This is a genomic window from Micromonospora sp. bgisy143 (genome assembly GCF_057708145.1).
In genome coordinates, this window is the sequence record NZ_JBYIRN010000034.1 from 1 (window position 1) to 22,906 (window position 22,906).

Annotated in this window: 25 protein-coding genes; 7 read left to right on the plus strand and 18 right to left on the minus strand. The window is 72.5% G+C overall.

The genetic code is table 11. The annotated features are described in order from the left end of the window. Positions 1–64 precede the first annotated feature (64 nt). Positions 65–955, minus strand: coding sequence for a Vgb family protein (locus AC3EN4_RS28225; protein WP_435209209.1), 891 nt, complete (start codon positions 953–955; stop codon positions 65–67). A gap of 178 nt (positions 956–1,133) precedes the next feature. On the opposite strand from AC3EN4_RS28225, the gene AC3EN4_RS28230 reads away from it, so the two are divergent. Continuing rightward, on the plus strand, positions 1,134–1,634 hold the full coding sequence (locus AC3EN4_RS28230; RefSeq protein WP_435209211.1) for a hypothetical protein: 501 nt from the start codon (positions 1,134–1,136) through the stop codon (positions 1,632–1,634). A gap of 388 nt (positions 1,635–2,022) precedes the next feature. Here the strand turns inward: AC3EN4_RS28230 and AC3EN4_RS28235 are convergent, their stop codons facing one another. The 4 genes from AC3EN4_RS28235 to glnA form a co-directional block, all read right to left on the minus strand. Further along, a complete protein-coding gene (locus AC3EN4_RS28235) occupies positions 2,023–2,391 on the minus strand; it encodes a VOC family protein (protein WP_435209213.1) in 369 nt (122 codons plus the stop codon). A gap of 286 nt (positions 2,392–2,677) precedes the next feature. Beyond that, positions 2,678–3,370, minus strand: a complete 693-nt coding sequence (locus tag AC3EN4_RS28240; RefSeq protein ID WP_435209215.1) for a helix-turn-helix transcriptional regulator — start codon at positions 3,368–3,370, stop codon at positions 2,678–2,680. 45 nt (positions 3,371–3,415) lie between these two features. Then, complete coding sequence (locus tag AC3EN4_RS28245; RefSeq protein WP_435209217.1) at positions 3,416–3,841, minus strand: DUF350 domain-containing protein; 426 nt, start codon at positions 3,839–3,841, stop codon at positions 3,416–3,418. Positions 3,842–3,941: 100 nt separating this feature from the next. Further along, a complete protein-coding gene (gene glnA, locus AC3EN4_RS28250; RefSeq protein WP_421472446.1) occupies positions 3,942–5,291 on the minus strand; it encodes a type I glutamate--ammonia ligase in 1,350 nt (449 codons plus the stop codon). Between the two features lie 237 nt (positions 5,292–5,528). On the opposite strand from glnA, the gene AC3EN4_RS28255 reads away from it, so the two are divergent. After that, positions 5,529–7,286: an NAD+ synthase gene (locus AC3EN4_RS28255; RefSeq protein WP_435209219.1), complete on the plus strand. Its 1,758-nt coding sequence runs from the start codon at positions 5,529–5,531 to the stop codon at positions 7,284–7,286. Positions 7,287–7,472: 186 nt separating this feature from the next. Next, positions 7,473–8,318, plus strand: coding sequence for a 3-methyl-2-oxobutanoate hydroxymethyltransferase (panB, locus tag AC3EN4_RS28260; protein ID WP_435209221.1), 846 nt, complete (start codon positions 7,473–7,475; stop codon positions 8,316–8,318). Between the two features lie 102 nt (positions 8,319–8,420). On the opposite strand, the gene AC3EN4_RS28265 is transcribed toward panB, so the two are convergent. From AC3EN4_RS28265 to AC3EN4_RS28275, 3 genes are read right to left on the minus strand one after another with little or no spacing between them, the layout of a single operon-like run. Continuing rightward, complete coding sequence (locus AC3EN4_RS28265) at positions 8,421–9,398, minus strand: NAD(P)-dependent alcohol dehydrogenase (protein WP_435209223.1); 978 nt, start codon at positions 9,396–9,398, stop codon at positions 8,421–8,423. Beyond that, positions 9,395–9,622, minus strand: a complete 228-nt coding sequence (locus AC3EN4_RS28270; RefSeq protein ID WP_435209225.1) for a helix-turn-helix transcriptional regulator — start codon at positions 9,620–9,622, stop codon at positions 9,395–9,397. The genes AC3EN4_RS28265 and AC3EN4_RS28270 overlap by 4 nt, the downstream gene beginning before the upstream one ends. Next, positions 9,616–10,044: a hypothetical protein gene (locus AC3EN4_RS28275; RefSeq protein ID WP_435209227.1), complete on the minus strand. Its 429-nt coding sequence runs from the start codon at positions 10,042–10,044 to the stop codon at positions 9,616–9,618. Before AC3EN4_RS28275 ends, AC3EN4_RS28270 begins: the two co-directional genes overlap by 7 nt. A gap of 134 nt (positions 10,045–10,178) precedes the next feature. On the opposite strand from AC3EN4_RS28275, the gene AC3EN4_RS28280 reads away from it, so the two are divergent. Continuing rightward, positions 10,179–11,429, plus strand: a complete 1,251-nt coding sequence (locus AC3EN4_RS28280; protein ID WP_435209228.1) for an HNH endonuclease signature motif containing protein — start codon at positions 10,179–10,181, stop codon at positions 11,427–11,429. Positions 11,430–11,438: 9 nt separating this feature from the next. Here AC3EN4_RS28280 and npdG read toward each other — a convergent pair whose 3' ends face one another. The 4 genes from npdG to AC3EN4_RS28300 all read right to left on the minus strand — a co-directional run bounded on the left by npdG (position 11,439) and on the right by AC3EN4_RS28300 (position 14,982). Continuing rightward, complete coding sequence (gene npdG / locus AC3EN4_RS28285) at positions 11,439–12,137, minus strand: NADPH-dependent F420 reductase (protein ID WP_435209230.1); 699 nt, start codon at positions 12,135–12,137, stop codon at positions 11,439–11,441. Positions 12,138–12,227: 90 nt separating this feature from the next. Beyond that, on the minus strand, positions 12,228–13,658 hold the full coding sequence (locus AC3EN4_RS28290) for an RNB domain-containing ribonuclease (protein WP_435209232.1): 1,431 nt from the start codon (positions 13,656–13,658) through the stop codon (positions 12,228–12,230). Positions 13,659–13,817: 159 nt separating this feature from the next. Beyond that, positions 13,818–14,696 (minus strand): histone, encoded by an 879-nt coding sequence (locus AC3EN4_RS28295; protein WP_435209234.1) that lies wholly within the window; start codon positions 14,694–14,696, stop codon positions 13,818–13,820. Between the two features lie 82 nt (positions 14,697–14,778). Then, positions 14,779–14,982: a hypothetical protein gene (locus tag AC3EN4_RS28300; protein WP_435209235.1), complete on the minus strand. Its 204-nt coding sequence runs from the start codon at positions 14,980–14,982 to the stop codon at positions 14,779–14,781. Between the two features lie 184 nt (positions 14,983–15,166). Between AC3EN4_RS28300 and AC3EN4_RS28305 the strand changes: the two genes are divergently transcribed. Continuing rightward, positions 15,167–15,664, plus strand: coding sequence for an NUDIX hydrolase (locus AC3EN4_RS28305; protein ID WP_435209236.1), 498 nt, complete (start codon positions 15,167–15,169; stop codon positions 15,662–15,664). Between the two features lie 3 nt (positions 15,665–15,667). Here the strand turns inward: AC3EN4_RS28305 and AC3EN4_RS28310 are convergent, their stop codons facing one another. The 5 genes from AC3EN4_RS28310 to AC3EN4_RS28330 all read right to left on the minus strand — a co-directional run bounded on the left by AC3EN4_RS28310 (position 15,668) and on the right by AC3EN4_RS28330 (position 20,387). Continuing rightward, a complete protein-coding gene (locus AC3EN4_RS28310) occupies positions 15,668–16,534 on the minus strand; it encodes a GyrI-like domain-containing protein (RefSeq protein WP_435209237.1) in 867 nt (288 codons plus the stop codon). An 87-nt stretch (positions 16,535–16,621) separates the two neighbouring features. Continuing rightward, the gene (locus AC3EN4_RS28315) at positions 16,622–17,206 is read right to left on the minus strand and encodes a GNAT family N-acetyltransferase (protein ID WP_435209238.1); all 585 of its coding nucleotides are present in this window, start codon (positions 17,204–17,206) and stop codon (positions 16,622–16,624) included. Positions 17,207–17,242: 36 nt separating this feature from the next. Next, entirely contained in the window at positions 17,243–18,196 is a 954-nt protein-coding gene (locus AC3EN4_RS28320) for a redoxin family protein (protein ID WP_435209239.1), read from the minus strand. Further along, the gene (locus AC3EN4_RS28325) at positions 18,197–19,423 is read right to left on the minus strand and encodes an epoxide hydrolase family protein (protein WP_435209240.1); all 1,227 of its coding nucleotides are present in this window, start codon (positions 19,421–19,423) and stop codon (positions 18,197–18,199) included. 130 nt (positions 19,424–19,553) lie between these two features. Continuing rightward, on the minus strand, positions 19,554–20,387 hold the full coding sequence (locus AC3EN4_RS28330) for an SDR family NAD(P)-dependent oxidoreductase (protein ID WP_435209242.1): 834 nt from the start codon (positions 20,385–20,387) through the stop codon (positions 19,554–19,556). Positions 20,388–20,508: 121 nt separating this feature from the next. On the opposite strand from AC3EN4_RS28330, the gene AC3EN4_RS28335 reads away from it, so the two are divergent. Both AC3EN4_RS28335 and AC3EN4_RS28340 read left to right on the plus strand, forming a co-directional pair. Further along, positions 20,509–21,111 carry a TetR/AcrR family transcriptional regulator gene (locus tag AC3EN4_RS28335; protein ID WP_435209243.1) on the plus strand — a complete coding sequence of 201 codons (603 nt, stop codon included), beginning with the start codon at positions 20,509–20,511 and terminating at the stop codon, positions 21,109–21,111. Between the two features lie 242 nt (positions 21,112–21,353). Beyond that, complete coding sequence (locus AC3EN4_RS28340) at positions 21,354–22,244, plus strand: expansin EXLX1 family cellulose-binding protein (protein ID WP_435209245.1); 891 nt, start codon at positions 21,354–21,356, stop codon at positions 22,242–22,244. 165 nt (positions 22,245–22,409) lie between these two features. On the opposite strand, the gene AC3EN4_RS28345 is transcribed toward AC3EN4_RS28340, so the two are convergent. After that, positions 22,410–22,583 (minus strand): hypothetical protein, encoded by a 174-nt coding sequence (locus AC3EN4_RS28345; protein WP_435209247.1) that lies wholly within the window; start codon positions 22,581–22,583, stop codon positions 22,410–22,412. Positions 22,584–22,906: the final 323 nt, after the last annotated feature.

Here is a 22,906-nt window from a genome sequence, read left to right on the forward strand (position 1 = left end):
CGGGTCAGCGCGGGTCAGCGCGGGTCAGCGCGGGTCAGCGCGGGTCAGCGCGGGTCAGCGGGGGTCAGCGGGGGTCAGCGGGGGTCAGGTGGGCTAGGGGGCCGGTTTCGAGGGCGGCCCACACTCCGTCGGGGGTGTGGACGATGCCGTGGGGTTCGGACTGCGGGGTGGGCAGGGCGTAGCTCTCGAATCGTCCGGTGGGGTCGAGGTGGCCGATCCGGTTGGCGCCCCACTCGGTGAACCAGGCCCCACCCGCCGGATCGGCCACGATCGCGTGCGGGCGCGCGGCCGGGTCCGGCAGCGGATACTCGACGATCGCGCCACCGGGGTCGATCCGACCGACCTGGCCGGCGGTGATCTCCACGAACCAGACGGCGCCGTCCGCGCCCAGGGCGAGGCCGACCGGCCCGGCGTCCGGGGTGGGCAACGGGTACAGCGTCACCGTGCCGTCGAGATCGATCCGGCCGATCGCGTTCGCGCGGTTGAGGGTGAACCAGAGGGCGTCGTCCGCGCCGGCGGTGATCATCGAGGGGAATCCGCCGGTGACCGGCAGCGGGAAGGTGGTCACCTCGCCGTCGGTGGCCACCCGGCCGATGGTGTCGGAGGTCATCCCCGCGTACCAGAGCGCCCCGTCGGGCCCGGCCGCGATGCCGCCCGGCCCGGTTCCCGGCGGTAGCGCGATCGTGCGCTGCTGACCGTCAACGGTGATCCGACCGATCCGGTCATCACCGGAGCGGGTGAACCAGAGCGCCCCGTCCGGGCCCGTGGTGATGATCAACGGACGGCCGCCGGCGGGTTCCAGCGGGTAGGTCCGGACCGAGCCGTCCGCGTCCCGGCGGGCGATGCCGCCGCCATGGACCAGCGTCAGCCAGAGCGCACCGTCGGGCCCGAGCGTGATGCCGTACGGGCCGGCACCCGGCTCGGCGAGCGCGATCTCCCGGATCTCGACTGTCATCTCGGCGTACGTCCCTTCGTCGGCGGCGTACCGACCCTGACCGCCCGACAAGCGACCGCACAACCGATTTCCGCCGTCGATTGTCAGCCCGCTGACAGGTTCACCATGGGTCCCGCCCAGGCTTGCCGGTCACTGTCGGTGACGGCATAGCGCATCACCTAGTCTTCTGGAGGAGAGCATGTCCCGCACCATCCGTAGGAAGCACCTGCTGGCCGGGCTGGCCGCCGCCGGCGTCCTCGGCGTCGGGATCGCCGCCCCGACGATCGCCTTCGCCGCCGACACGCCGACGCCGAGCGCCAGCGCCGCCCCGGGGCCCGGGGCGAAGGCCGACCAGCAGGGCCAGTTCGCCGAGGATCTCGCCAAGGAGCTTGGCGTGCCCACCGACAAGGTGACCGCCGCGCTGGAGAAGATCCGCGAGCAGCACCGGCCGGCCGACCGGCCGCAGCGCCCGTCCGCCGAGGACCGCAAGGCGGCGCTGAAGCAGCGGCTGGACCAGGCCGTCAAGGACGGCAAGCTCACCCAGGAGCAGGCCGACGCCATCACCAAGGCCGTCGAGGCCGGCGTCTTCCCGGGCGGCCCGGGCGGCTTCCCGGGCGCCCACCGCGGCCCACTCGGCCACGGCGGCCCCGGCGGCCCCGCCGGACAGGACGGCCCCGCCGGACAGGACGGCCCCGCCTGATCCACTCGACTTCCGTGAAGTCGGGGTGTCCGGCGGCCCCGGATACCCCGACTTCCACGACGTCGAGTTGATCACCACCGCAGCCCGGACCGCGCTCCGCGCCGCCTGGGCGGCCCGGGCGGCCCATGCGGCCCAGGCGGCCCAGGCGGCCCAGGCGGCCCAGGCGGCCCAGGCGGCCCAGGCGCCCAGGCGGCCCAGGCGGCCCAGGCGCCCAGGTTGATCGACTCCGCTGCGCCGATATGGCGGTGTCCGTCGCACTCGGACACCGCCACATCGGCGACCTGGAGTCGATCTTGCCCCTGGCAGGCCGCATGACACCGGCCCGCAGGGCACCGGGCCGCAGGGCACCAGGCCGCCGGCTTTAGCTCCGCGGACGGGGGCGTCAGCTCTACGCGGACGGGGGTGCGAACACGCCCACGTGATTGCCGGTCGGGTCGATCAGCCGGGCCAGCGTGAGCCCGGTCGGCGTGGTCCGGGGCGGTACGAGCACCTGACCACCGGCCGCCTCGGCCCGTCGGCAGGTCTCCGCCACGTCGGTGACCTCGGCGTAGAAGATCGTGTAGTTCGGCGCCGAGCCGTCCGTCGCCCGGATCGCCCCACCGATCCCGGTGTCGCCACCGGCCCCGGTCGTCCGGTAGGAACCGGTGGGCCCGCCCTCCTCCTGGAAGGTCCAGCCGAACAGGTCGCCGTAGAAACGCTCCGCCTCCTCCGGCCGGTCGGTGCCGATCTCGAACCACGTGATGGGCGTCGCGGACATGCTGCCTCCAGGTCTCCCGAGCCGGCCGTTCGGCCGGCTTCCGGTGCAGTCTCGACGCCGCCCGCGACACCGTCCTGTCGGTGTTTCCGGATCACCCGGCCGGGTGGACCGCGCAGACCACGCGCTCACACCAGCGCCGGGCCGCGCTCCCACACCGCCCAGACCACGCCCGCACACCGCCCAGACCACGCCCGCACACCAGCGCCAGACCACGCCCCCCGGACCGCGCCCACACACCACCCAGACCACGCCCACACACCGCCTGCACACCGCCCGGGCCACGCCCTCAGACCAGACTCAGCGCGCGGAGCCGTTCGTGCGGGATGTCCAGGTCCGCCAGGCGGAGTTCCCGGACCACCACCTGTGGCAGGGCCTCGACCTCGCGGATCCGGTCGGTACGGAAACAGCGCGCCTCGTCACGGAGCCGGCACCAGGCCACCAGGTACCAGTGGTGGGAGTTGCCGAGGTAGCCCAGCGGCTCGACGTCCCGGAGCGAGTCGACGCCGGCGCGGTCGGCGTACCGGAGGCGTAGCACCCGCCGCGCGGCGACCGCGTGGGCGACGGTGGCCGGGACGGGCGTGGCCGGCCCGTCGCCGATCAGGTGCACCCGGCCGGCGAGCCGGTGCGCCTCGGCGGCGTCGGCGGCCGGCAGCACCGCCAGCAGCTTGCGCAGGGCGGTGGCGCCCGGGCCGGCGAACGGCGAGCCGGCGAGCCGGTGCAGCGCCACGGCCATCGCGACCGCCTCGGCGGCGGTCAGGTTGACCGGCGGCAGGGTGTGGGCGCGGTCCAGCACGTAACCGCCGGTACGCCCCGACTCGGCCCAGATCGGCACCCCGGCCTGCTGGAGCGCGCCGATGTCCCGTTCGATGGTCCGGCTGCTCACCTCGAAGCGGACGGCCAGCCAGCGGGCGCTGCGCGGCCGGGGCGACACCGCCCGCAACTCCTCGACCAGCGCGTAGAGACGGTCCGTACGGTTCACACCCGGCACGCTACGGCCGGGGTACGACGCCCCGGCAGGACGCGCTCAGGCGATGCAGGCGCAGACGATCAGCGCGGCGCCGAAGTGCGTGGCGGCGCTGACCCGGGCCGCCGGATGCGGCTCGGACGAGCAGATGACCTCGCCGAGCTTGCCCGGGGTGAGCAGGTCCAGCACGAAGAACGCCAACGCCATGATGGCCAGCCCGACCAGCCCGAACACCACGGTCGAGGCGAGCCCCTTGGCGAAGTCGCTGTAGCTGGTCAGGATCGCCGTGAAGACGATGCCGGCGATGCCGAGCTGGTTGGCGGCGAGCAGCAGCCCCGCGTTGGCGTTGCGCTCGACCCAGATCAGCTCCCGCAGCCGCCCCGGGGTCAGCAGGTCGACGAGCCCGAACCCGGCCGCCATGAGCCCGACGCCCACGATCCCGAACACGACGCTCTGCCAGGCACCGCTGAGCAGGTCCTCCAGCACCGACTGCCTCCCGATTCTCCGCCCGGAAGGGGTACCGGCGCGGTGATCGAGACGATAGCGGCAGCGGGCAAGCGCGTCAGCCCCGCGCCGACGCCCCGCCCTACAGCGCCAGGTAACGCTGCCGCTCGTACGGGGTGACCTCGCGGCGGTACTGCTCCCACTCGGCCCGCTTGTTGCGCAGGAAGAAGTCGAAGACGTGCTCGCCCAGCACCTCGGCGACCAGTTCGGACTCGGCCATCACGTCGATCGCCTCGGCGAGGTTCTCCGGCAGCGCCTCGTACCCCATGGCGCGGCGCTCGGCGCTGCTGAGCGACCAGACGTCGTCCTCGGCCCCCGGCGGCAGCTCGTAGCCCTCCTCGATGCCCTTGAGGCCGGCGCCGAGCAGCACCGCGAAGGCGAGGTACGGGTTGGTCGCCGAGTCCAGCGAGCGGACCTCGACCCGGGCCGAGTTCGGCTTGCCGTACGCCGGCACCCGGACCAGAGCGGACCGGTTCAGGTGACCCCAGCAGACGTACGCCGGGCTCTCGGTGATCCGGTCCGGCAGGTGCTGCGGGAAGAGCCGCTTGTACGAGTTGACCCACTGGTTGGTGACCGCCGTGTACTCCCGGGCGTGCATCAGCAGGCCGGCGATGAAGGACTTCGCCACCTTGGAGAGCTTCATCGGGTCGCCACCGTCGTGGAAGGCGTTGCGCTCGCCCTCGAACAGCGACAGGTGGGTGTGCATGCCGCTGCCGGGCTGGTCGGTGAACGGCTTGGGCATGAAGCTGGCCTGCACGCCGGTGGAGAGCGCGACCTCCTTGACCACGTGCCGGAAGGTCATGATGTTGTCGGCGGTGGTGAGCGCGTCGGCGTACCGCAGGTCGATCTCCTGCTGGCCGGGCGCGACCTCGTGGTGGCTGAACTCCACCGAGATGCCGATCCGCTCCAGCGCCAGCACGCCCTGGCGGCGGAAGTCGCGGGCCACGGCGTGGGTGGTGTGCTCGAAGTAGCCGCCGGTGTCCACCGGGGTGGGCACCGAGCCGTCCTGCGGACCATTCTCCAGCAGGAAGAACTCGATCTCGGGGTGGGTGTAGAAGGTGAAGCCCTTCTCGGCGGCCTTGGACAGCGCGCGGCGCAGCACGTGCCGGGGGTCGGCCCAGGAGGGGCCGCCGTCGGGCAGCAGGATGTCGCAGAACATCCGGGCGCTCTCGCCGCTGACCCCACCCTCGAACGGGAAGACCTGGAAGGTGGTCGGGTCGGGCATCGCCACCATGTCCGATTCGAAGACCCGCGCGAAGCCCTCGATCGCCGAGCCGTCGAAGCCGATGCCCTCCTCGAAGGCCGCTTCCAACTCCGCGGGCGCCACCGAGACGCTCTTGAGCGTGCCCAGCACGTCCGTGAACCACAGCCGGACGAACCGGATGTCCCGCTCTTCCAGCGTACGGAGGACGAACTCCTGCTGACGGTCCACTTCCCCAACCCCTCGCGACACTCTTTGTCCGCCTTGGCCGGGCTGCGCCCGACCTGACCGCCCAGTGTTCCCGGGCCTGGTTACGCAGACGTTACGCGAACCGCCGCCGCCCGTCCCCTCGTGTCCCGCCCGCCGAGCGGTACCGATGCGGCGCGACGCCCGCGCGGCGTCCGCGCGTGGCCGTCGTCTCGTCCGAGGGTACGGATTGCTCCGCCCAAGCTGGGGCAAGATGAGGGCATGCCCACCCTGCGTCTCGCCCTGTCCCAGGTCAACCCGAGCGTCGGCGACCTCGCCGGCAACGCCGACCTGGTCCGCAGCTGGACCCGCCAGGCCGCCAACGCCGGCGCCCAGTTGGTGCTCTTCCCGGAGATGATGCTGACCGGTTACCCGGTCGAGGACCTGGTCTTCCGGCGGTCCTTCGTCGCGGCGTCCCAGGCCGCCCTGCGGCAGCTCGCCGCCGACCTCGCCGGCGATGGTCTCGGTGACCTGCCGGTCGTGGTCGGCTACCTGGACGCCGACGGGCCGCCGCAGGTCAGCGGGGACGCCGAGCCGGGGCGCGGGGCCCGCAACGCCGCCGCGCTGCTGCACCGGGGCGAGGTGGTCGCCCGCTACTTCAAGCACCACCTGCCCAACTACGGGGTGTTCGACGAGGACCGGTACTTCGTCTCCGGCGACGAGTTGACCGTCGTGCGGATCGGTGGGGTGGACGTCGCGCTGACCATCTGCGAGGACCTGTGGCAGGCCGGCGGGCCGTTCGCCGCCGCCCGGCAGGCGGGCGTCGGCCTCGTGGTCAACATCAACGGCTCGCCGTACGAGTTGAACAAGGACGACATCCGGCTGCCGCTGGTCCGCCGCCGGGCCGCCGAGGCGAACGCCACCATCGCGTACGTGAACATGATCGGCGGCCAGGACGAACTGGTCTTCGAGGGCGACTCGATGATCGTCACTCCGGACGGCGAGCTGCTCACCCGCGCCCCGCAGTTCGTCGAGCACCTGCTCGTGCACGACGTCGAACTGCCGGCCGCGACCACGACCCCGGGCGGCGAGAGCATCGCCGACGGCATGCGGGTGGCGTACCACGCGGTGGACGCCATCCCGCCCGCGCCGGCCGGTCCTGCCGTCACCGGCGGGCGGATCGAGCCGGTCGCCGACGAGGCCGAGGTCTGGCACGCGCTGGTGCTCGGCCTGCGCGACTACGTCAACAAGAACCGGTTCTCATCGGTGGTGCTCGGTCTCTCCGGTGGCATCGACTCGGCGGTGGTGGCCGCCCTCGCCGTCGACGCGCTCGGCCCGGACCGGGTGGTCGGCGTGTCGCTGCCCAGCCAGCACTCCTCCGAGCACTCCCGGGAGGACGCCGCCGACCTGGCCAAGCGCACCGGGCTCGACTACCGCGTCGAGCCGATTCAGCCGATGGTGGACGCCTTCCTGGCGAACCTCTCGCTGTCCGGGATCGCCGTGGAGAACCTCCAGGCCCGGGTACGCGGTGTCATCCTGATGGCGCTGTCGAACCAGGAGGGCCACCTGGTGCTGACCACCGGCAACAAGAGCGAGCTGGCGGTCGGCTACTCCACCCTGTACGGCGACTCGGTGGGCGGCTTCAACCCGATCAAGGACGTCTGGAAGACGCTGGTGTGGCGGCTGGCGAAGTGGCGCAACGCGGACGCGGCCCGTCGTGGCGAGACCGCCCCGATCCCGGAGAACTCGATCGGCAAGCCGCCGAGCGCCGAGCTGAGCCCGGGCCAGCTCGACAGCGACTCGCTGCCCGACTACGACGTGCTGGACCCGATCCTCATCGGCTACGTGGACGGCGACCTGGGCCGGGACGGGCTGGTCGAGTCGGGCCACGACCCGGCCGTAGTCGACAAGGTGCTGCGACTGGTGGATACCGCCGAGTACAAGCGACGCCAGTCCGCGCCGGGTACGAAGATCTCCATGAAGGCGTTCGGCCGGGACCGTCGACTGCCGATCACGAACCGGTGGCGCGAGCACGGCTGAGCCTCGTACCCCCGCGGGTCGCCGGGCCGTGCTGCGGCCCGGCGGCCCACCGGCGGGCCCGCCGCCCGGCGAGCGTGGGTGGCGGAGTGACATCTTGCACTGCGCCCTGCCGCCGCCCCACCTCGCGGTGCGACGATCGGCGGAGCCCGGGGACCGCGCAGGCGGCCTCGAGGAAGGGAGACAGTCATGATCGAGTCCACTCCGCACGAGGTGACCGCGCTGTACGGCGGACCGGCCACCCGTCGGGTCCGCACCCGCGACCTGATCGCCGCCAAGGAGCGCGGCGAACGGTGGCCGATGCTCACCTCGTACGACCAGTACACGGCGGGGATCTTCGACCGGGCCGGCGTACCGGTTCTGCTGGTCGGCGATTCGGCGGCGAACAACGTGTTCGGCTACGAGACCACCCTGCCGGTCACCGCCGACGAGCTGTTGCCGCTGGTACGGGCCGTGGTGCGCGCGACGAAGCAGACGCTTGTCGTCGGTGACCTGCCGTTCGGCTCCTACGAGGAGGGGCCGACCCAGGCGTTGCGCACCGCCGTCCGGTTCATGAAGGAGGGCGGCTGCCACGCGGTGAAGCTGGAGGGCGGCCGACGCTGCGCCGCGCAGATCGCCGCGATCGTCGGCGCCGGCATCCCGGTGATGGCGCACATCGGCTTCACCCCGCAGAGCGAACACACCCTGGGCGGCTACCGGGTGCAGGGCCGGGGCGACACGGCCGACGAGGTGCTGGCCGACGCGCGGGCGGTGGCCGAGGCGGGCGCGTTCGCGGTGGTGCTGGAGATGGTGCCGGGTGCGGTTGCCAAGCAGATCACCCACGAGCTGTCCATTCCCACCGTCGGTATCGGCGCCGGCCCGGACACCGACGCCCAGGTGCTGGTCTGGCAGGACATGGCCGGCCTGCGCACCGGCAAGGCGCCGCGCTTCGTGAAGCGCTACGCCGACCTCGCGGACGTCCTCACCGACGCCACCCGACGCTTCGCCGACGAGGTCCGCGGCGGCGAGTTCCCCGCCGCCGAGCACACCTTCTAGTAGTCCAGCGGCCCGGGCCGGCGGGGGTCGTGTCCACCCCCGTCGCCCGGGTCCCGTCCTGGTCCCGGTCGCCGTGGCCGCATGGTCGCGGCGACCGCCGGGTCAGATGGTGACGACGACCTTCCCCGCCGGGTGCCCGTGCCGGAGGTGATTGATCGCGTCCGCCGCCTGGGCCAGCGGATAGGTGCGGTCGACCGCCGGGGTGAGCGCCCCCGACTCGATGAGGTTTCCCAGCTCCTCCAGGTCCCTGGTGCGCTCGACCGCGCTCACGCTGCGCAGCCGTTGACCGACGAACAGGGACAGCAGCGGCGCCCGGACCATCTGCCGGTCGTAGCCGCTGAGCACGGCACCCTTGGTGTACGTGCCGCCGACCAGCGCCAGTGTCCCGTGTGGGGTGAGGGCGCGGCGCAGCAGCGAGACCGGCCGGTCGCCGCCGGTGTCGATGACCACGTCGCAGATCGGGCCACCGCGGTCGATCTCCTCGCTGGTGTAGTCGAGGACGTCGTCGGCGCCGAGGGCGCGTACGAACGCGGCCCTGGCCGGCGTGCAGACGGCGGTGACCGTCGCCCCGTACGCCTTGGCGATCTGTACGGCGTGCGACCCGACGCCGCCGGATGCGCCGATGACCAGCACGCGGTGTCCCCGGCGCACCGCGCCGCTGTCGCGGACCGCACGCAGCGCCGTCATCCCGGAGACCGGCGCGGCGGCGGCCTGCGCGAACGACAGGTTGGCCGGTTTGCGGGCCAGCCGCCGCTCCGGCGTGCTGGCGAACTCGGCGTACGAGCCGCGCGGACAGGTGCCGAACACCTCATCGCCGGGCCGGAACCGGGTCACCCGAGAACCGACCGCAACGACCACCCCGGCGAGGTCCCGGCCGCGCACCGGAACCCGGGGCCGGCGCAGCCCGCTGGCCAGCCGCGCCAGGTACGGGCGACCGGTCATGAAGATCCACACTCCGGGGTCGACCCCGGCGGCGCGGACCTGGACGAGGACCTCGTCGTCCCGCACGGCCGGTTGGTCGATGTCGCGGAGGTGGAGCACGTCGGATGGGCCGTAGCTGTCCTGGACGATGGCCTTCATGATGCCGACTCCTCGGGGTACTGGAAGACGTCGTCGAGGCGTGCGTTGAACAGACGCGCGATCTTGAACGCCATCTCCAGCGACGGCGAGTAGCGACTCTGCTCGATGGCGATGACGGTCTGCCGGGTCACGCCGATCCGCTCGGCGAGTTCGGCCTGGGTCATCTCGCCATGCGCGAAGCGCAGCGCGCGGATGTTGTTCGTGACGCGGGTCGGCTTCACCACTGCGGGACACCCTTGCGGTAGACGATCACCTTGGCCAGCGAGCCGACCGCCGCCGACAGGACGAAGCACAGGTAGATGACGTTGGCGATCCAGAACCAGTCCCACTCGGCCACCGCCATCAGCATCGCCGACACCGCGCCGATCGCCACGAACGCCTGGCCGACGTGGTCGCCGAGCCGTCCGATCTCCCGGTCGCGGACGTCCTTGGCCCGGGAGGCAGCCGGGTTCACCACACCCATCCCGATCTCGGCCACGATGCTCGCGACGACTGCTCCGCCGATCGTCCACAGCAGAGCCGTGGCGTACGGGGTGGCGGTGAGCGGACCGCCGTCGGCCCGGTTCAGGACGACGGCGGCGTAGACGCCATAGCCCACCACGCTGACCACCAGCATGATCCAGGCGCGCTTCTCCTCGTGTGTCACGACCGCCTCCTACGTGTAAAGAATTCTTGACACGCTCATAGTATGGCGTCTTTGACATCGTGTCTAGAAAGTTTTACACGGCGGCATTGATCACGACGACTGATTTTGTCGTACACCTGTTCTAATCTCGGGGTGTGATTGACGAGTTGGCGCAGGCGCGAGGCGCGCTGGCGGTGTCCGCCGCCGCGCCGGTCTGGGCTCTCGCCGAGCATGATCTGGTGGCTGCGCTCGACGCCGCGCACCGGCTCGAACAGCAGCTCGCGGCGGTCACGTTGGCCCTGGTGCGCGAGTTGGACGGGCGGGGCACGGCCCGGGCGCAGGGCGCGTCGTCGACGGCGGTCTGGTTGCGCGACCGCCTACGGTTGACAGTTCCCGCGGCCCGCCGGTTGGTCGAGTCCGCTCACGCCCTCGACACGGGCGTTCCCGAGGTCCGCCAAGCGCTGGCCGACGGAGACGTCAGCCTGGAGCAGGCCCGCGTCATCGCCGACACCGTCGACACCGTGCGGGCCGCCGCCGGCACCGACATCGCCACCAGAGTGGTCGGCGTCCTCGTCGACTGGGCCGGCCAGTTCGACCCCACCCTGCTGCGCAAGCTCGCCACCCGCATCCTCGACCACGTCGCACCCGAGATCGCCGACGCCGCCGCCAAGGCCGCTCTCGACGCCGAAGCCCGCCGCGCCATCCGGGATCGTCAGCTCACCCTGTCCGAGCTGACCGACGGCCGGCTGCGGTTGAGCGGCACCCTCGACGCGGAGACCGCCGGCCTGCTCCGCAGCGCCATCGACCTGCTGACCGCGCCGCGCGGCCAGGACGACCAGCGGTCACCCGGGCAACGGCGGCACGATGCGCTCGGCGATCTCTGCCGACTGGCGCTGCGCACCGGTGAGCTGCCCGAGCACGGCGGCGAGCCGACTCAGCTCGTCGTCACCACCAGCTTCGACGGCCTGGTAGGGCAGCTCGGCGTGGGCACCCTCGACACCGGCCTCGGGCTCACCGCCGAGACCGTACGACGGCTCGCCTGCGACGCGGCGATCCTGCCCGCCGTGCTCGGCAGCGCCGGCCAGCCGCTCGACGTCGGCCGGCAACGACGACTCGTCACCGGGCCCCTGCGGCGCGCCCTGGTGCTGCGCGACCGAGGCTGCGCCTTTGCCGGCTGCGACCGCCCGCCTCGCTGGTGCGACGCCCACCACATCCGGCACTGGGCCGACGGCGGCGACACCAGCCTGACCAACTCGGTGCTGCTCTGCGGCCGCCATCATCGCCACGTCCATCAGGGCGAGTGGACGGTCCGGCTCGGCGGCGACGGTCAGCCGGAGTTCGTCCCGCCCGCCTGGCTCGACCCGGAACAGGTCCCCCGCCGCAACCAGTACCACCGACGAACGTGACCCGCGCGCTCAGAGGTCGGTGACGCGGATGCCGGCGTGGGCCTTGTAGCGCTTGTTGATGGCGATCAGGTTCGCGGTGAACGCCTCGATCTGGTGGGCGTTGCGCAGCCGGCCGGCGTAGATGCCGCGCATGCCGGGAATCCGGGCGGCGAGCGCCCCGACGATGTCGACGAGTTCCCGGTCCTCGGTGCAGATCAGCACGTCGAGGTCGATCCGGTCGACCTCGGGGTCGGCCAGCAGTGGCGCGCTGACGTGGTTGAACGCGGCGCAGACGCGCGAGTCGGGCAGCAGCGCGGCGGCCTGCTGGACGGCGCTGCCCTCGGCGACGGTGAGCGCGTACGGGCCCTGCTTGTCGAAGCCCAGCGGGTTGACGCAGTCGACGACGATCGTGCCAGCCAGCGGCTCGGCAAGAGCGGCGACGGTGGCAGCGTGGCCGTCCCACGGCACGGCGATGATCACCACGTCGCTGCGGCGGGCCACCTCGTCGTTGGCCGCGCCGCTGATGCGTACGTCGGCGGGCATCCGGGGCAGCGCGGCGATCTCGGTGGCGGACTCGGCGGCCCGCTCGGCGAAACGCGAGCCGATCAGCACCGTCTGACCGGCCCGGGCGAGTCGATAGGCGAGGCCGCGCCCCTGGTCGCCGGTGCCGCCGATGATGCCGACCGTCAGCCCGGAAACATCGGGCAGCGTGCTCGCGTCGTATGCCATGGACCCATCCTCGCAAACCGCCGGGCGCGCCAACGTCGCCAGCCGCTGTGACAATGCCCGCTGGCCGCGCGACCCGACCGCGCTGCCCCGTCAGGCCAGCTCGAACAGCACCGTGCGGGTCGCCGGGTCGGCGGTGACCAGGCGGACCCGGACCCGTTCGCCCAGGGGCAGGTCGCCGAGGCAGCGGCTGCGGACCGGCGGGGCGTCCAGAGCCACCGTTCCGCCGGGCGGGCGCGGCCGGGACTTGCCGTTGGGAGGGGCGTCGACGTCGAGCACCGCCGCGTCGAAGGTCTCCCCCACTCGGTGTTCCAGGAGCACCGCCTCGGCCAGTTCGACCGCGCCCCGGCTGGCCGCCGAGGCGGTGCGGTCGGTGCTGGCCATCACCTCGGGCAGCCGGGGCAGCGCGGCGCGCGCCCAGTCGGGCACCTCCCGGCCCGCGTGCAGAGCCAGGCAGACCTCGGTCGCGTACCGGTCGGCCAGGCGCCGCAGCGGCGCCGTGACATGGACGTACGCGGCCGCGACCCCACCGTGCTCCGGCTGCTCCGGGCGGCTGCCGTCGAAGGCGGTGTACGCGGCGCCGCGCATCAGTTCGGCGGCCTGGTCGATGAACGCGGCGGCCCGGGGCTGCGCGGCGTCCAGCCCGGCGATCACCTCGCCGGGGCTCGCGCCGTCCGGCCAGCGCACGCCCAGCGGGGCGGCGGCCGCCCGCAGGCGTTGCACCGCCTCCGGCTTCGGCGGGGGCATCGTCCGCAGCAGACCGATACGGCCGGCCAGCATGATGTCGGCGGCGGCCATTCCGGTCAGCAGCGAGATCTGGGCGTTGTGCTCCTCCATCGGCGCCGGCCCGCGCAGCACCAGCTGCCAGCCGTCGCCGTCGGGCTCCACGTCCTGCTCGGGCAGCGGCAGGTTGATGGCCCCCCGCTGTAGTCCCCGGGCGGTCAGCCGGTCGCCGATCTCGGGCAGCAGCGCGATCGGCTCGGGCAGCCGACCGGCGTCGGCCGCCGCCTGCACGCCGGTGTAGTCGAGCTTGGCCCGGCTGCGTACCAGGGCGCGCTCCAGCTCGACGGCGACGGTGCCGCCGTCGGCGTCCAGGTCGATGGTCCACACCACGGCGGCGCGGTCGTCGTCGGGCAGCAGACTCGCCGCGCCCTCGCTGAGCGTCACCGGGTGCAGCGGCACGTTGCCGTCGGGCAGGTAGACCGTCTGCCCGCGTCGCCAGGTCTCCTCCTCCAGGGCGCCGCCCGGGCGGACGTGCGCGGCCACGTCCGCGATCGCGTACCGCACCCGGTAGCCGCCGCCCGGCCGACGGGCCAGGTGCATCGCCTGGTCCAGGTCACGGGAGGTGGCCGGGTCGACCGTGACGAACGGTATGTCGGTGCGGTCGACGGTCGGCCGGGGCGGCGTGGCGGCTGCCGCGTCGGCCTCCCGCTGCGCCGCGGCCGGATAGTCCTCGGGCAGGCCGAGCTCGCGGCGCAGCGCGCCGAAGTCGATGCGGGGGGCGAGTACGCGTCGGATGACCACGGGTCAATCCTGACAGCGTCGCCGGTGATCCGCTTCCGGTGACCGGTCGAGTCCACGCCGCGCCGCCCGGCCAGCCCGGCGCGGCGACCAGCGGCCGGCCCGGGGACAACCAGCCGTCGACCCCGGGCGACCAGCGGCCGGCCCGGGGACAATCAGCGGTCAGCCGGTCGCCTTACGGGCCGTGGTCCGCGTACCCCTCGGGGCGGTTGCCCGTGCGGCGACCGGACGCGGCGGTGACGTGCGGGCGGTCACCTTGCGGGCCGACGTCGTGGCGGCGGTGGTCTTCTTCGCCGGGGCCCTCTTCGCCGCCGCCTTGCGGGCGGTCGTCGACGACGTGCTGGTCACCTTCGCGGCCGGGGCCTTCTTCGCCGCCGCCTTGCGGGCGCCGCCGGCCGGCCGGGTCGCCGTCTTCTTCGCCGCCGTGGTCTTCTTCGCGGGGGCCTTCTTCGCGGGGGCCTTCTTGGCGGCCGTCTTCTTCACCGCCGACGCCTTGGTCGCGACCTTGCGGGCGGGCGCCTTCGCCGCGGCCGTGGTCCGCTTGGCCGCCGACGCGGTGGTCTTCTTCGCCGCGCCGGTGGTCTTCTTCGCCGCGCTCGTGGTCTTCTTCGCCGCGCTGGTCGTCTTCGTCGCGGTGGCGCTCTTGCGCGCCGTGGACGCCGGGCTCCGCTTCGTGGCGGTGGTCGTCCCGCGGGCGGAGGTGGTCTTCGCGGGCGCCTTCTTGGCCGCCGTGGTCCGCGCCGTGGTCGCGGTCTTCTTCGCCGGGGCCTTCTTGGCCGCCGTGGTCCGCGCCGTGGTCGTGGTCTTCGTCGCGGTGGTCTTCTTGGCGGGGGCCTTCTTCGCCGCCGTGGTCGTCTTCTTCGCCGGGGCACGCCCCGCGCCGCCGGCCGCCTTGCGGGCCGGCGCCTTCGCCACGCCCGTGGTGGACTTGCGCACGGGAGTGGTCCGGCTCGCCGACGTGCCACGCTCCGCCGCGGCGGTCTTCTTCGCGGTGGTCTTGCGGGCAGCCGGGCGGGTGGTGGCCTGCTGGGTAACGGCCATCGTGGTTCCCTCCTTGGGGACGTGCTCTCGCGTGCGTCCTCGCGGAGCACGAACTACCGCGACGCGGGCCGTCCCGCGCCGTCTATTTGTCCTCCCCGGCCCAACGCGCGTCCTCGGCCTCCCACGCTTCGTTCCGCTCCTGCACTCGTTGCAGGGCGTTCTCCGCGTCGGCCGCCGAGTTGTACGGGCCGAGGACGTGCTTCGCCGGACACACGTCGGCGTCCGTCTCGACCCGGTGGTGTCGGGTGCACCAGTAGAACTGCCCACTACGTCCGCTGTCGCTCATGGGAAACACTGTGCACCGCGAACCGGTCGCTCGCCACCGGATCACACAAGTCGCCTAACCCTCTCCACAGTAGAGACGCTCCTCGCACCGCGGGCGAAAACGCCGAAAGAAGTGCAGGTGGGGGGCATTGGACGTGCGGGAACCCGGGCCGGGAACGCCGGGGCGCGCGGCCTATGATCGCCCGATGGCGGTACCGGACTACATCGTGCGGATGCGCAAGCACGTCGGCCACGACCTGCTGTGGCTGCCCAGCGTCAGCGCGGTCATCCGCAACGACGCCGGTGAGCTGCTGCTCGGCCAACGCTCGGACGACGGGCGGTGGTCGGTGATCAGCGGCTTCGTCGAGCCGGGCGAGCAGCCGGCCACCGCCCTGGTCCGGGAGGTACGGGAGGAGACCGGCCTGGACGTGACGCCGCTGCGCCTGACCAGCGCGGTCTCCCACCCGCACACCTACCCCAACGGTGACCGCTGCGAGTACCTCAACCTGGGCTTCGTCTGCCAGGTGGTCGCCGGCACCGCGCGGGTCAACGACGACGAGTCGCTGGACGTGCGGTGGTTTGGACTGGACCGGCTGCCCGAGTTGGACAAGCACGCGCTGCTGGTCATCGCCTACGCGCTGCGCGACAACCCGTCGGCCGGCCACCTGCCGTCCGGTACCACCTGGGACGACGTGCCCGACTGAAGCTCAGGCCGCGACCCGTTCGACGGGGATCCACAACTCGGCGTCCGCCGTGCTCCCGTCCGCGGAGACCCGAACCCGGGAGATCTCCGGTCCGGGTCGGCTGCGGTACGGGTTGGACGGGAACCACTGGGTGAACACGTCCCGCCACAGGAACTGCACCGCCTGCGGGAACGCGCCGGAGGTGCTGAACACCGCCCACGTACCGGCCCGTACCGGCAGCGCGTCCAGGTCCTCCGGTGGCGTGGCCGAGGTGACCACGCCGTGCCAGTAGTCCAGTTCGCTGCCCTCGGCGCGGCTGTCGGCCAGGTTGTCGCTGACGTTGACGATCCCGGCCGGCTCCTGGTCGGAGAGCGCTTCGATCCGGGCGGTCGTGTCCTTGTCGATGCTCTTGATGAACGCGACGATCGCCGGGTTCATCCCCTCGTGCACCAGCGGGACCCGGGCCTTGCGCCCCACCAGCGCGAACGCGTCCTTGGTGACGATTCGGTACTCCATGCTGCCACTCCCTTCCACGGTGAGTCGGAAGGACATCCGGGGCTGGGCACGCAGCGCGGCCCCCGTACGCCGGGCTTCTCCGGGCCCCACGCCGTGCACGGCGTGGAACGCCCGGGCGAACGCCTCGGCCGATCCGTAGCCGTAGCGCACCGCGACGTCGAGCAGCGTCCGCTCCCCCGCCAGCACGTCCGCCCCGGCGACGGTGAGCCGACGGCGGCGGATGTACTCGGACAGCGGCATGCCGGCCAGCGCGGAGAACAGCCGCCGGAAGTGGTACTCCGACGTGAGCGCGATCCGAGCCAGGTCGGCCACCTCGATCTGCTGGTCGAGGTGCCGCTCGATGTGCGCCATGGCCTCGTTGAGCCGTTCCAGCATCCGGGCCTCCTTCCCTTACGAGCAGCAACGCTAGGTGTCCGGGCAGGGGGCCCACCCGACATCCGATGCCCGCGATGGTCGGGTGCCTCAGCGCGGCGGCTGCCGCATGAGCCAGGTGGGTACCGGCTCCGGCAGGGAGCCGATCACCTCCCAGCCGGCGCGGCGGTACAGCTCGACGTTGGCCGGGTTGCTGGTCTCCAGGATCGCCGGCACGCCGTCGGCGGCGGCGCGGGCCAGTCCGGCCCGCATGACCGCGCGGCCCCAGCCGCGTCCGGCGCTGTCCGGGTGGGTGCCCAGGACACCCAGATACCAGAAGGGGTACGCCGGCAGGGCCGCGTGGACGGCGTCGTCGTAGCCCTGGACCCGGGCCAGCACGTCGGCGGGGTAACGAGCGGCGGCACCTCCGTCCGGCGAGGGGTGCCCGGCGACCTGCGGTGCGGCCGGTGGGTCCCAGAGGGCGACCGATGCGCCCGCGCCGATCGTCCAGATCGACGACCGGTGCACCCGCTTGTCGAAGAGGTCCCCGAAGAAGGTCGCGGCGTGCCGCGGGTAGCTCTCATCGTTCGGAAACAGGTGCCGCAGGATGGGATCCCTGACGAACGCGGCGACAAGCGTGCCGACCACGGCGTCCCGGTCGGCAGGGGTGGCGATGGTGATCTCGGGCGTGGTCACAGCGGTCGACACTACCGCCGGTAGGGCGGCCGTGACCTACCCGAACGTGAAGGCGTACGCCTCGGCGCCGGGCGCGTCGAACCTGATCTGGACGGTCCGCTCGCGGATCGCGCCGTCCTGCCGGACGAGCTGGTACAGGCGCCCCTCCTGGAGCACGCCGTTGCCGTCGGCGTCGACGTCCACGCCGTGCGACGGGCCGGGCGGCTCGCCGTCGAGGTACACCCGGTACGGGATCGGCCCCTGCCCGTTCGGCGACAGCACGAGGTGCGCGTCGCGGGCGTGGAAGCGGAAGGCGACGCCTCCGCCGGCCTGGGCGAGCACCGCCTTCTCCGGGCCGATCGTCCACTCCCCGTCCAGGGCCCACTGGTTGAGGCCCAGGCGCTCGGGCAGCTGGTAGCCGCGGCGTTCGTCGAGGGCGGCGCCCTGCGGCGACGCGAAGTGCCCGCCGCGACCGAAGCCGAGGTACGTCTCGGGCGTGCGCAACTGGTCCCAGTCCGCCGCCGCCTCGACGCCGACCCCCTCGACGGGTACGAGGTCCCGCTCGATGCCGAGCAGCCGCTGGATGACCCGTTCGGACTGCTCGTAGCGCCCCTCACCGAAGTGCTCGTCGCTGATCACGCCGTCGGCGTCGACGAAGTAGAGCGCCGGCCAGTACTGGTTGGCGAACGCACCCCAGATCGCGTAGTCGCTGTCGACCGCGACCGGGTAGTCGATGTCGCGCGCCGCGACGGCGGCGCGTACCCAGTCGAGCTGGTGCTCGAATCCGAACTCCGGCGTGTGCACCCCGACGACGACCAGGCCGTCGTCCCGGTACGCCCGCGACCAGGCCCGCACGTACGGCTCCTGGCGCAGCCAGTTGATGCAGGTGAGCGTCCAGAAGTTGACGAGTACGACGCGCCCGCGCAGCTCGGCGGGGCCGAGTGGCTCGGAGTTGAGCCACTCGACCGCCCCGCCGAGCGGCGGCAGGTGCACCCGACCGAACGCGGCCATCTAGCGCAGCGACCGGAAGGCGGTGCGCAGCTCCTCGGAGAAGAGCTTCGGCTGTTCCCAGGCCGCGAAGTGCCCGCCCACATCGAGCTTGTTGTAGTAGATGAGGTTCGGGTACGCCTGCTCGGCCCAGCTCTGCGGCGCCTCGTACAGCTCGTCGGGGAAGACGCTCACCGCGACCGGAACGTTGACGCCCTTGGTGGCGAAGAACGAGAGCTTGTTCTCCGCGTAGAGCCGGGACGCGGAGATGGCGGTGTTCGTCAGCCAGTAGAGCGAGATGTTGTCCAGGATGTCGTCGCGGGTCAGGCCCGCCTGGGCGCCCTCGAAGACCTTCGCGATCAGGGCGAGGCTCTTCGCGTCGTGGTCGAGCAGGAACGACGCCAGGCCCACCGGGGAGTCCGCCAGGGCGGTCAGCGTCTGCGGACGGGTCGCCATCATCAGGGCGTACGCGACGTGCTTCCACACGTAGTCCAGTTCGGTGGCCGCGCGCATCTCGTCGTCGGACAGGCCCGAGGGCAGCGACCCCATGGCGTTGTTCGCGCCGGTGGTGTCGCCCTGGAACAGCAGGTCGATCTCGGGCGGGACCGCGCCGGGCATGTTGGTGTGGATGCCGAGCAGCTGCGGCGGGGCCTGCACGCCCATCTGGTCCACGATCACCGCCCCCCAGTCGCCGCCCTGGGCGACGAACCGGTCGTAGCCGAGGCGCGTCATCAGCTCGGTCCAGGCGGTCGCGATCTTCTGCGGGTTCCAGCCCGTGGCGGTGGGTTTGCCGGAGAAGCCGTGCCCCGGCAGCGACGGGATCACCAGGTGGAACGCGTCCGACGCGCTCCCGCCGTACGCCGTCGGGTCGGTCAGCGGGTCGATGATCTTCATCTGTTCGATCACCGACCCGGGCCACCCGTGGGTGACGATGAGCGGCAGCGCGTCCTCGTGCTTGGAGCGGACGTGGATGAAGTGGATGTCCACCCCGTCGATGGTGGTCATGAACTGCGGTACGGCGTTCAGGCGTGCTTCGACCTTGCGCCAGTCGTACTCGTTCTCCCAGTAACGCGCGACGGCCTGGATGGTCGCGAGTGGCACGCCCTGCGACTGGTCGTCGACGATTTCCTTCTCCGGCCACCGGGTGGCCGCGATCCGCCGTTTCAGGTCGTCCAGGTCCGCCTGGGGGATTTCCACCGTGAACGGGCGGATCTCCGTCGTGCCGGGACGTGTCTTCGTCTTGACCGCCATGCGTGCTTCCTCTCCGTCTGAGTTCGCGCGACCTGCGGAAACGACGGGTGCGCCAGGCTGAGAGGGCCGCGCCGCCGCCATCTCCCGGAGCGTAGAACGCAACGGAATGCCCGCGTGGCGATACGGGAAGTCAGCGGTCGCTGGGGGCGGCGACGGCGTGCTCGGCGGCTCGACTGACCTGTTCCCACGCCGCCCAGGTGTCCATCCGCTGGCGGGAGATGTCGAACGCCAGGTCGTATACCATGCTGCCGAGCAGCAGCCGCAGCGGCGGATCGTCGCTGTCGACCAGCCGCAGCAATGCCTCGGCGGCGAGCCGGGGTTCGCTGTCGACCGAGCCGTCCGCCCACTGCCGCTCCAATTCGGCGCGGAGCGGCGCGTAGACCTCCAGCGGAGTCGTGGCGCTGATGCTGGTGTAGAGGTCGGTCCAGTAGCCGCCCGGCTGCACGATGCTGAGCCGGACGCCGAAGGCCGCCGCCTCCCGTGCCAGCGCTTCACTCATGCCTTCCAGGGCGAACTTGCTCGCGCTGTACAGGCCGGTGCTGGGGAAGCCACCGAGTGCGGCGATGCTGGAAACCTGCACGATGTGGCCGGACCGCTGGGCGCGCAGGTGTGGCAGGACGGCCTGACTGACCCACAGTGCGCCGAAGAGGTTGACCTCGAACTGGGCGCGCGCCTCGGCCTCGGTGAACTCCTCGACCATGCCCATGGACAGGGTGCCGGCGTTGTTGACGACGATGTCGAGGCGTCCGACCTGCGCGACGGCGGCGTCCACGGCGGCGAGAACCGCCGTGCGGTCGGTGACGTCGAGTTTCATCGTCAGCAGCCGGTCGGCGTGCCGTTCGGCGAAGTCGTCCGCCGAGACGGTCCGGGACGCGGCGACCACCCGATCGCCACGCTCCAGCGCGGCGTCGGCGAAGGCGCGGCCCAGGCCGCGACTCGCGCCGGTGATGAACCAGGTACGCATGACGGTCTCCCTCGATCAGATGAGACGAGACGGTCCGTCTCGGCATGTCCCGAACAGTAGGCCATACCGCCGCCTCCGTCAAGACGAGACGGTCCGTCTCGCGCTGGTAGAGTGATCGCCCATGACGCCCAACACGGCCCGCCGCAACGAGACGTCACGCCGCGCCATCCTCACCGCGGCGTTCGAGCTGCTCCAGGAGACGGGGTACGCGAAGCTCAGCATCGAGGGCATCGCCACGCGGGCCGGCGTCGGCAAACAGACCATCTACCGCTGGTGGCCGTCCAAGGGCGCGGTCATCTTCGACGCGTTCCTCATGCTCAGTGAGGGTGCTGAGGGCGAGCCGCCGACGCTGCCGGACACCGGCGACCTGGCGGCGGACCTGACGGTCGTGCTCCGCGCCACCGTCGTGGAGCTGACCGATCCCCGCTACGAGCAGCCGATGCGCGCCCTGGCCACCGAAATCGCGCACGACCCCGAGCTGGCGGCGGTCTACGCCGAGCGGCTGGACGGGCCGTTGAAGGAGGCCAAACGGCAGCGACTGCGCAGCGCCCAGCGGGCGGGACAACTCGCCGAGGACATCGACCTCGACGTGGCGGTGGACCTGATCTGGGGGCCGCTGTTCAGCCGCTGGCTCCAGCGCAGCGGGCCACTCACCGCCGCGTACGCCGACCGCGTCGTCAGCACCGCTCTCGACGGTCTGCGTCCCCGCCGATCCGGCGCCTAGCCCGTCGGGGATTTCCCCAGGGCCGGTTCCATAAGGGCGGCCAGTTCTTAATGATCCACTCGCCTTCCGTGAAACCGGCCTGTCCTGAGCACCCGGACACCCCAATCTCGAGGAAGTCGAGTGGATCTGGAGCGAGCCGTCGACGGTCTGCGTCCCCGCCGATTCGGCCGGTAACCGCCTTTGCGCTGCCTGCGGATCATGCGGCAACATCAGGCGCCGTGACGGCACCAGGCACGGAACCCGTGAGCGACAGCCCAGCCAGCACGCCCCGGTCGCTGCGGTGGTTTCGGCGCTGGTGGGCCGGGGCCGGGGTCGCCGCCCTGGCCGCCGTCCTCGGCGTCACCCTCGCCGTACGCGGTGGCGCCACCCCGGCCTGCGCCGCGCCGCCCAGCGGCAACACCGTCCACAAGGGAACGGCAAGCTTCTACGACGCGGGTCGCTCGGGCGGCACCTGCTCCCTGCCGGGCCCGCCCACGGACCGGCTCTACGTGGCCCTCGGCTCCGCGCAGTACGCCAAGGCCGCTGCCTGCGGCAGCTACCTCGACGTCACCGGCCCCAAGGGCACGGTCCGGGTGCTGGTCATGGACCAGTGCGCCGGGTGCGGCTCCAACAAGATCGACCTCTCCACCGAGGCGTTCGCCCGGATCGCCGACCGCTCGCAGGGCATCGCCCCCGTGACGTACCGGGCGGTGGTGAACCCCCCGCTCGACGGCGGCCTCACCTTCCGGATCAAGGGCGGGGCGTCGCAGTGGTGGTTCGCGGTGCAGGTCGGCAACCACGGCAACCCGCTGCGCTCGGTCGAGGCGAAGGGCCCGACCGGCGGGTTCCGCAAGGCCGCCCGCCAGGTCGACAACTACTGGACCGTCGAGGACGGGATCGGTCCCGGCCCGTACACCATCCGGGTCACCGATGGGTACGGCCACCAGGCGACCGTCACGGGCATCCGCATGACGCCGAGGAAGGTCCAGCGCACCACAACGCCCCTCGTCGCCGCCCCGCCCAGCGCCTCCCCGACGCCCGCCCCGACCCCGTCGCCGTCGCTCTCGCCGACGCCAACGGAGGAGTCAGCCGCGCCGACGACGACGGTCGAGGCCCTGGCCGGCGCAGCTCCGCTGGCCGCCGCCCGCTGCTGACCCGCGCAGCCGCAGCGCTCGGCGTGCCGGCGCTCGGCGGGCGGCCCGCGCCTGCGCGTGCGGCCTGCGGCGTGATCCACTCCAGATCGCCGAAGTGGCGGCATCCGAGCGGCGTGACACCCCCATATCGCCGACCTGGAGTGGATCACGCCCACCGGTGGCGCGTCAGGTGCTGATGGCACCCATAACGGCGGCGGTGTTGCCACGGGCGGCACGCTCACCGGCGGCCACCACCTCTTCCGGGGTGGCGCCACGGGCCATCGCCTTGGCCATGGCCTCCTGACGCCGCTGCTCGATCTGCTCGCTCCGCCTCTGCTTCAACCGACTCCAGAAAGACATGCGTCAGACCATCCCCGCGCACCGGCGGCGGCAAACCGATCAGGAGGCGTGCCACTTCGGCAGGCGGACGACCGCGTACAGGCCGCCCGCAGCACCCCACGCGCAGGCCGAGCGCACGCCACGGGCCGGCCGAGCGCAGGTGGCCTGCACACCGCGCGCGCCGAGCGCACGTCGCCCGCACGCCACGCGCCGGCCCAGCGCACGCCACGGGCCGGCCGCCCGCCACGCAGGCCGAGCACAGGTCGCCCGCAAACCGCGCGCGCCGAGCGCAGGTCGCGCGCGCCGGAAAGAGAGAAGAGACACCCGCTGCCGCCCGTTGACAG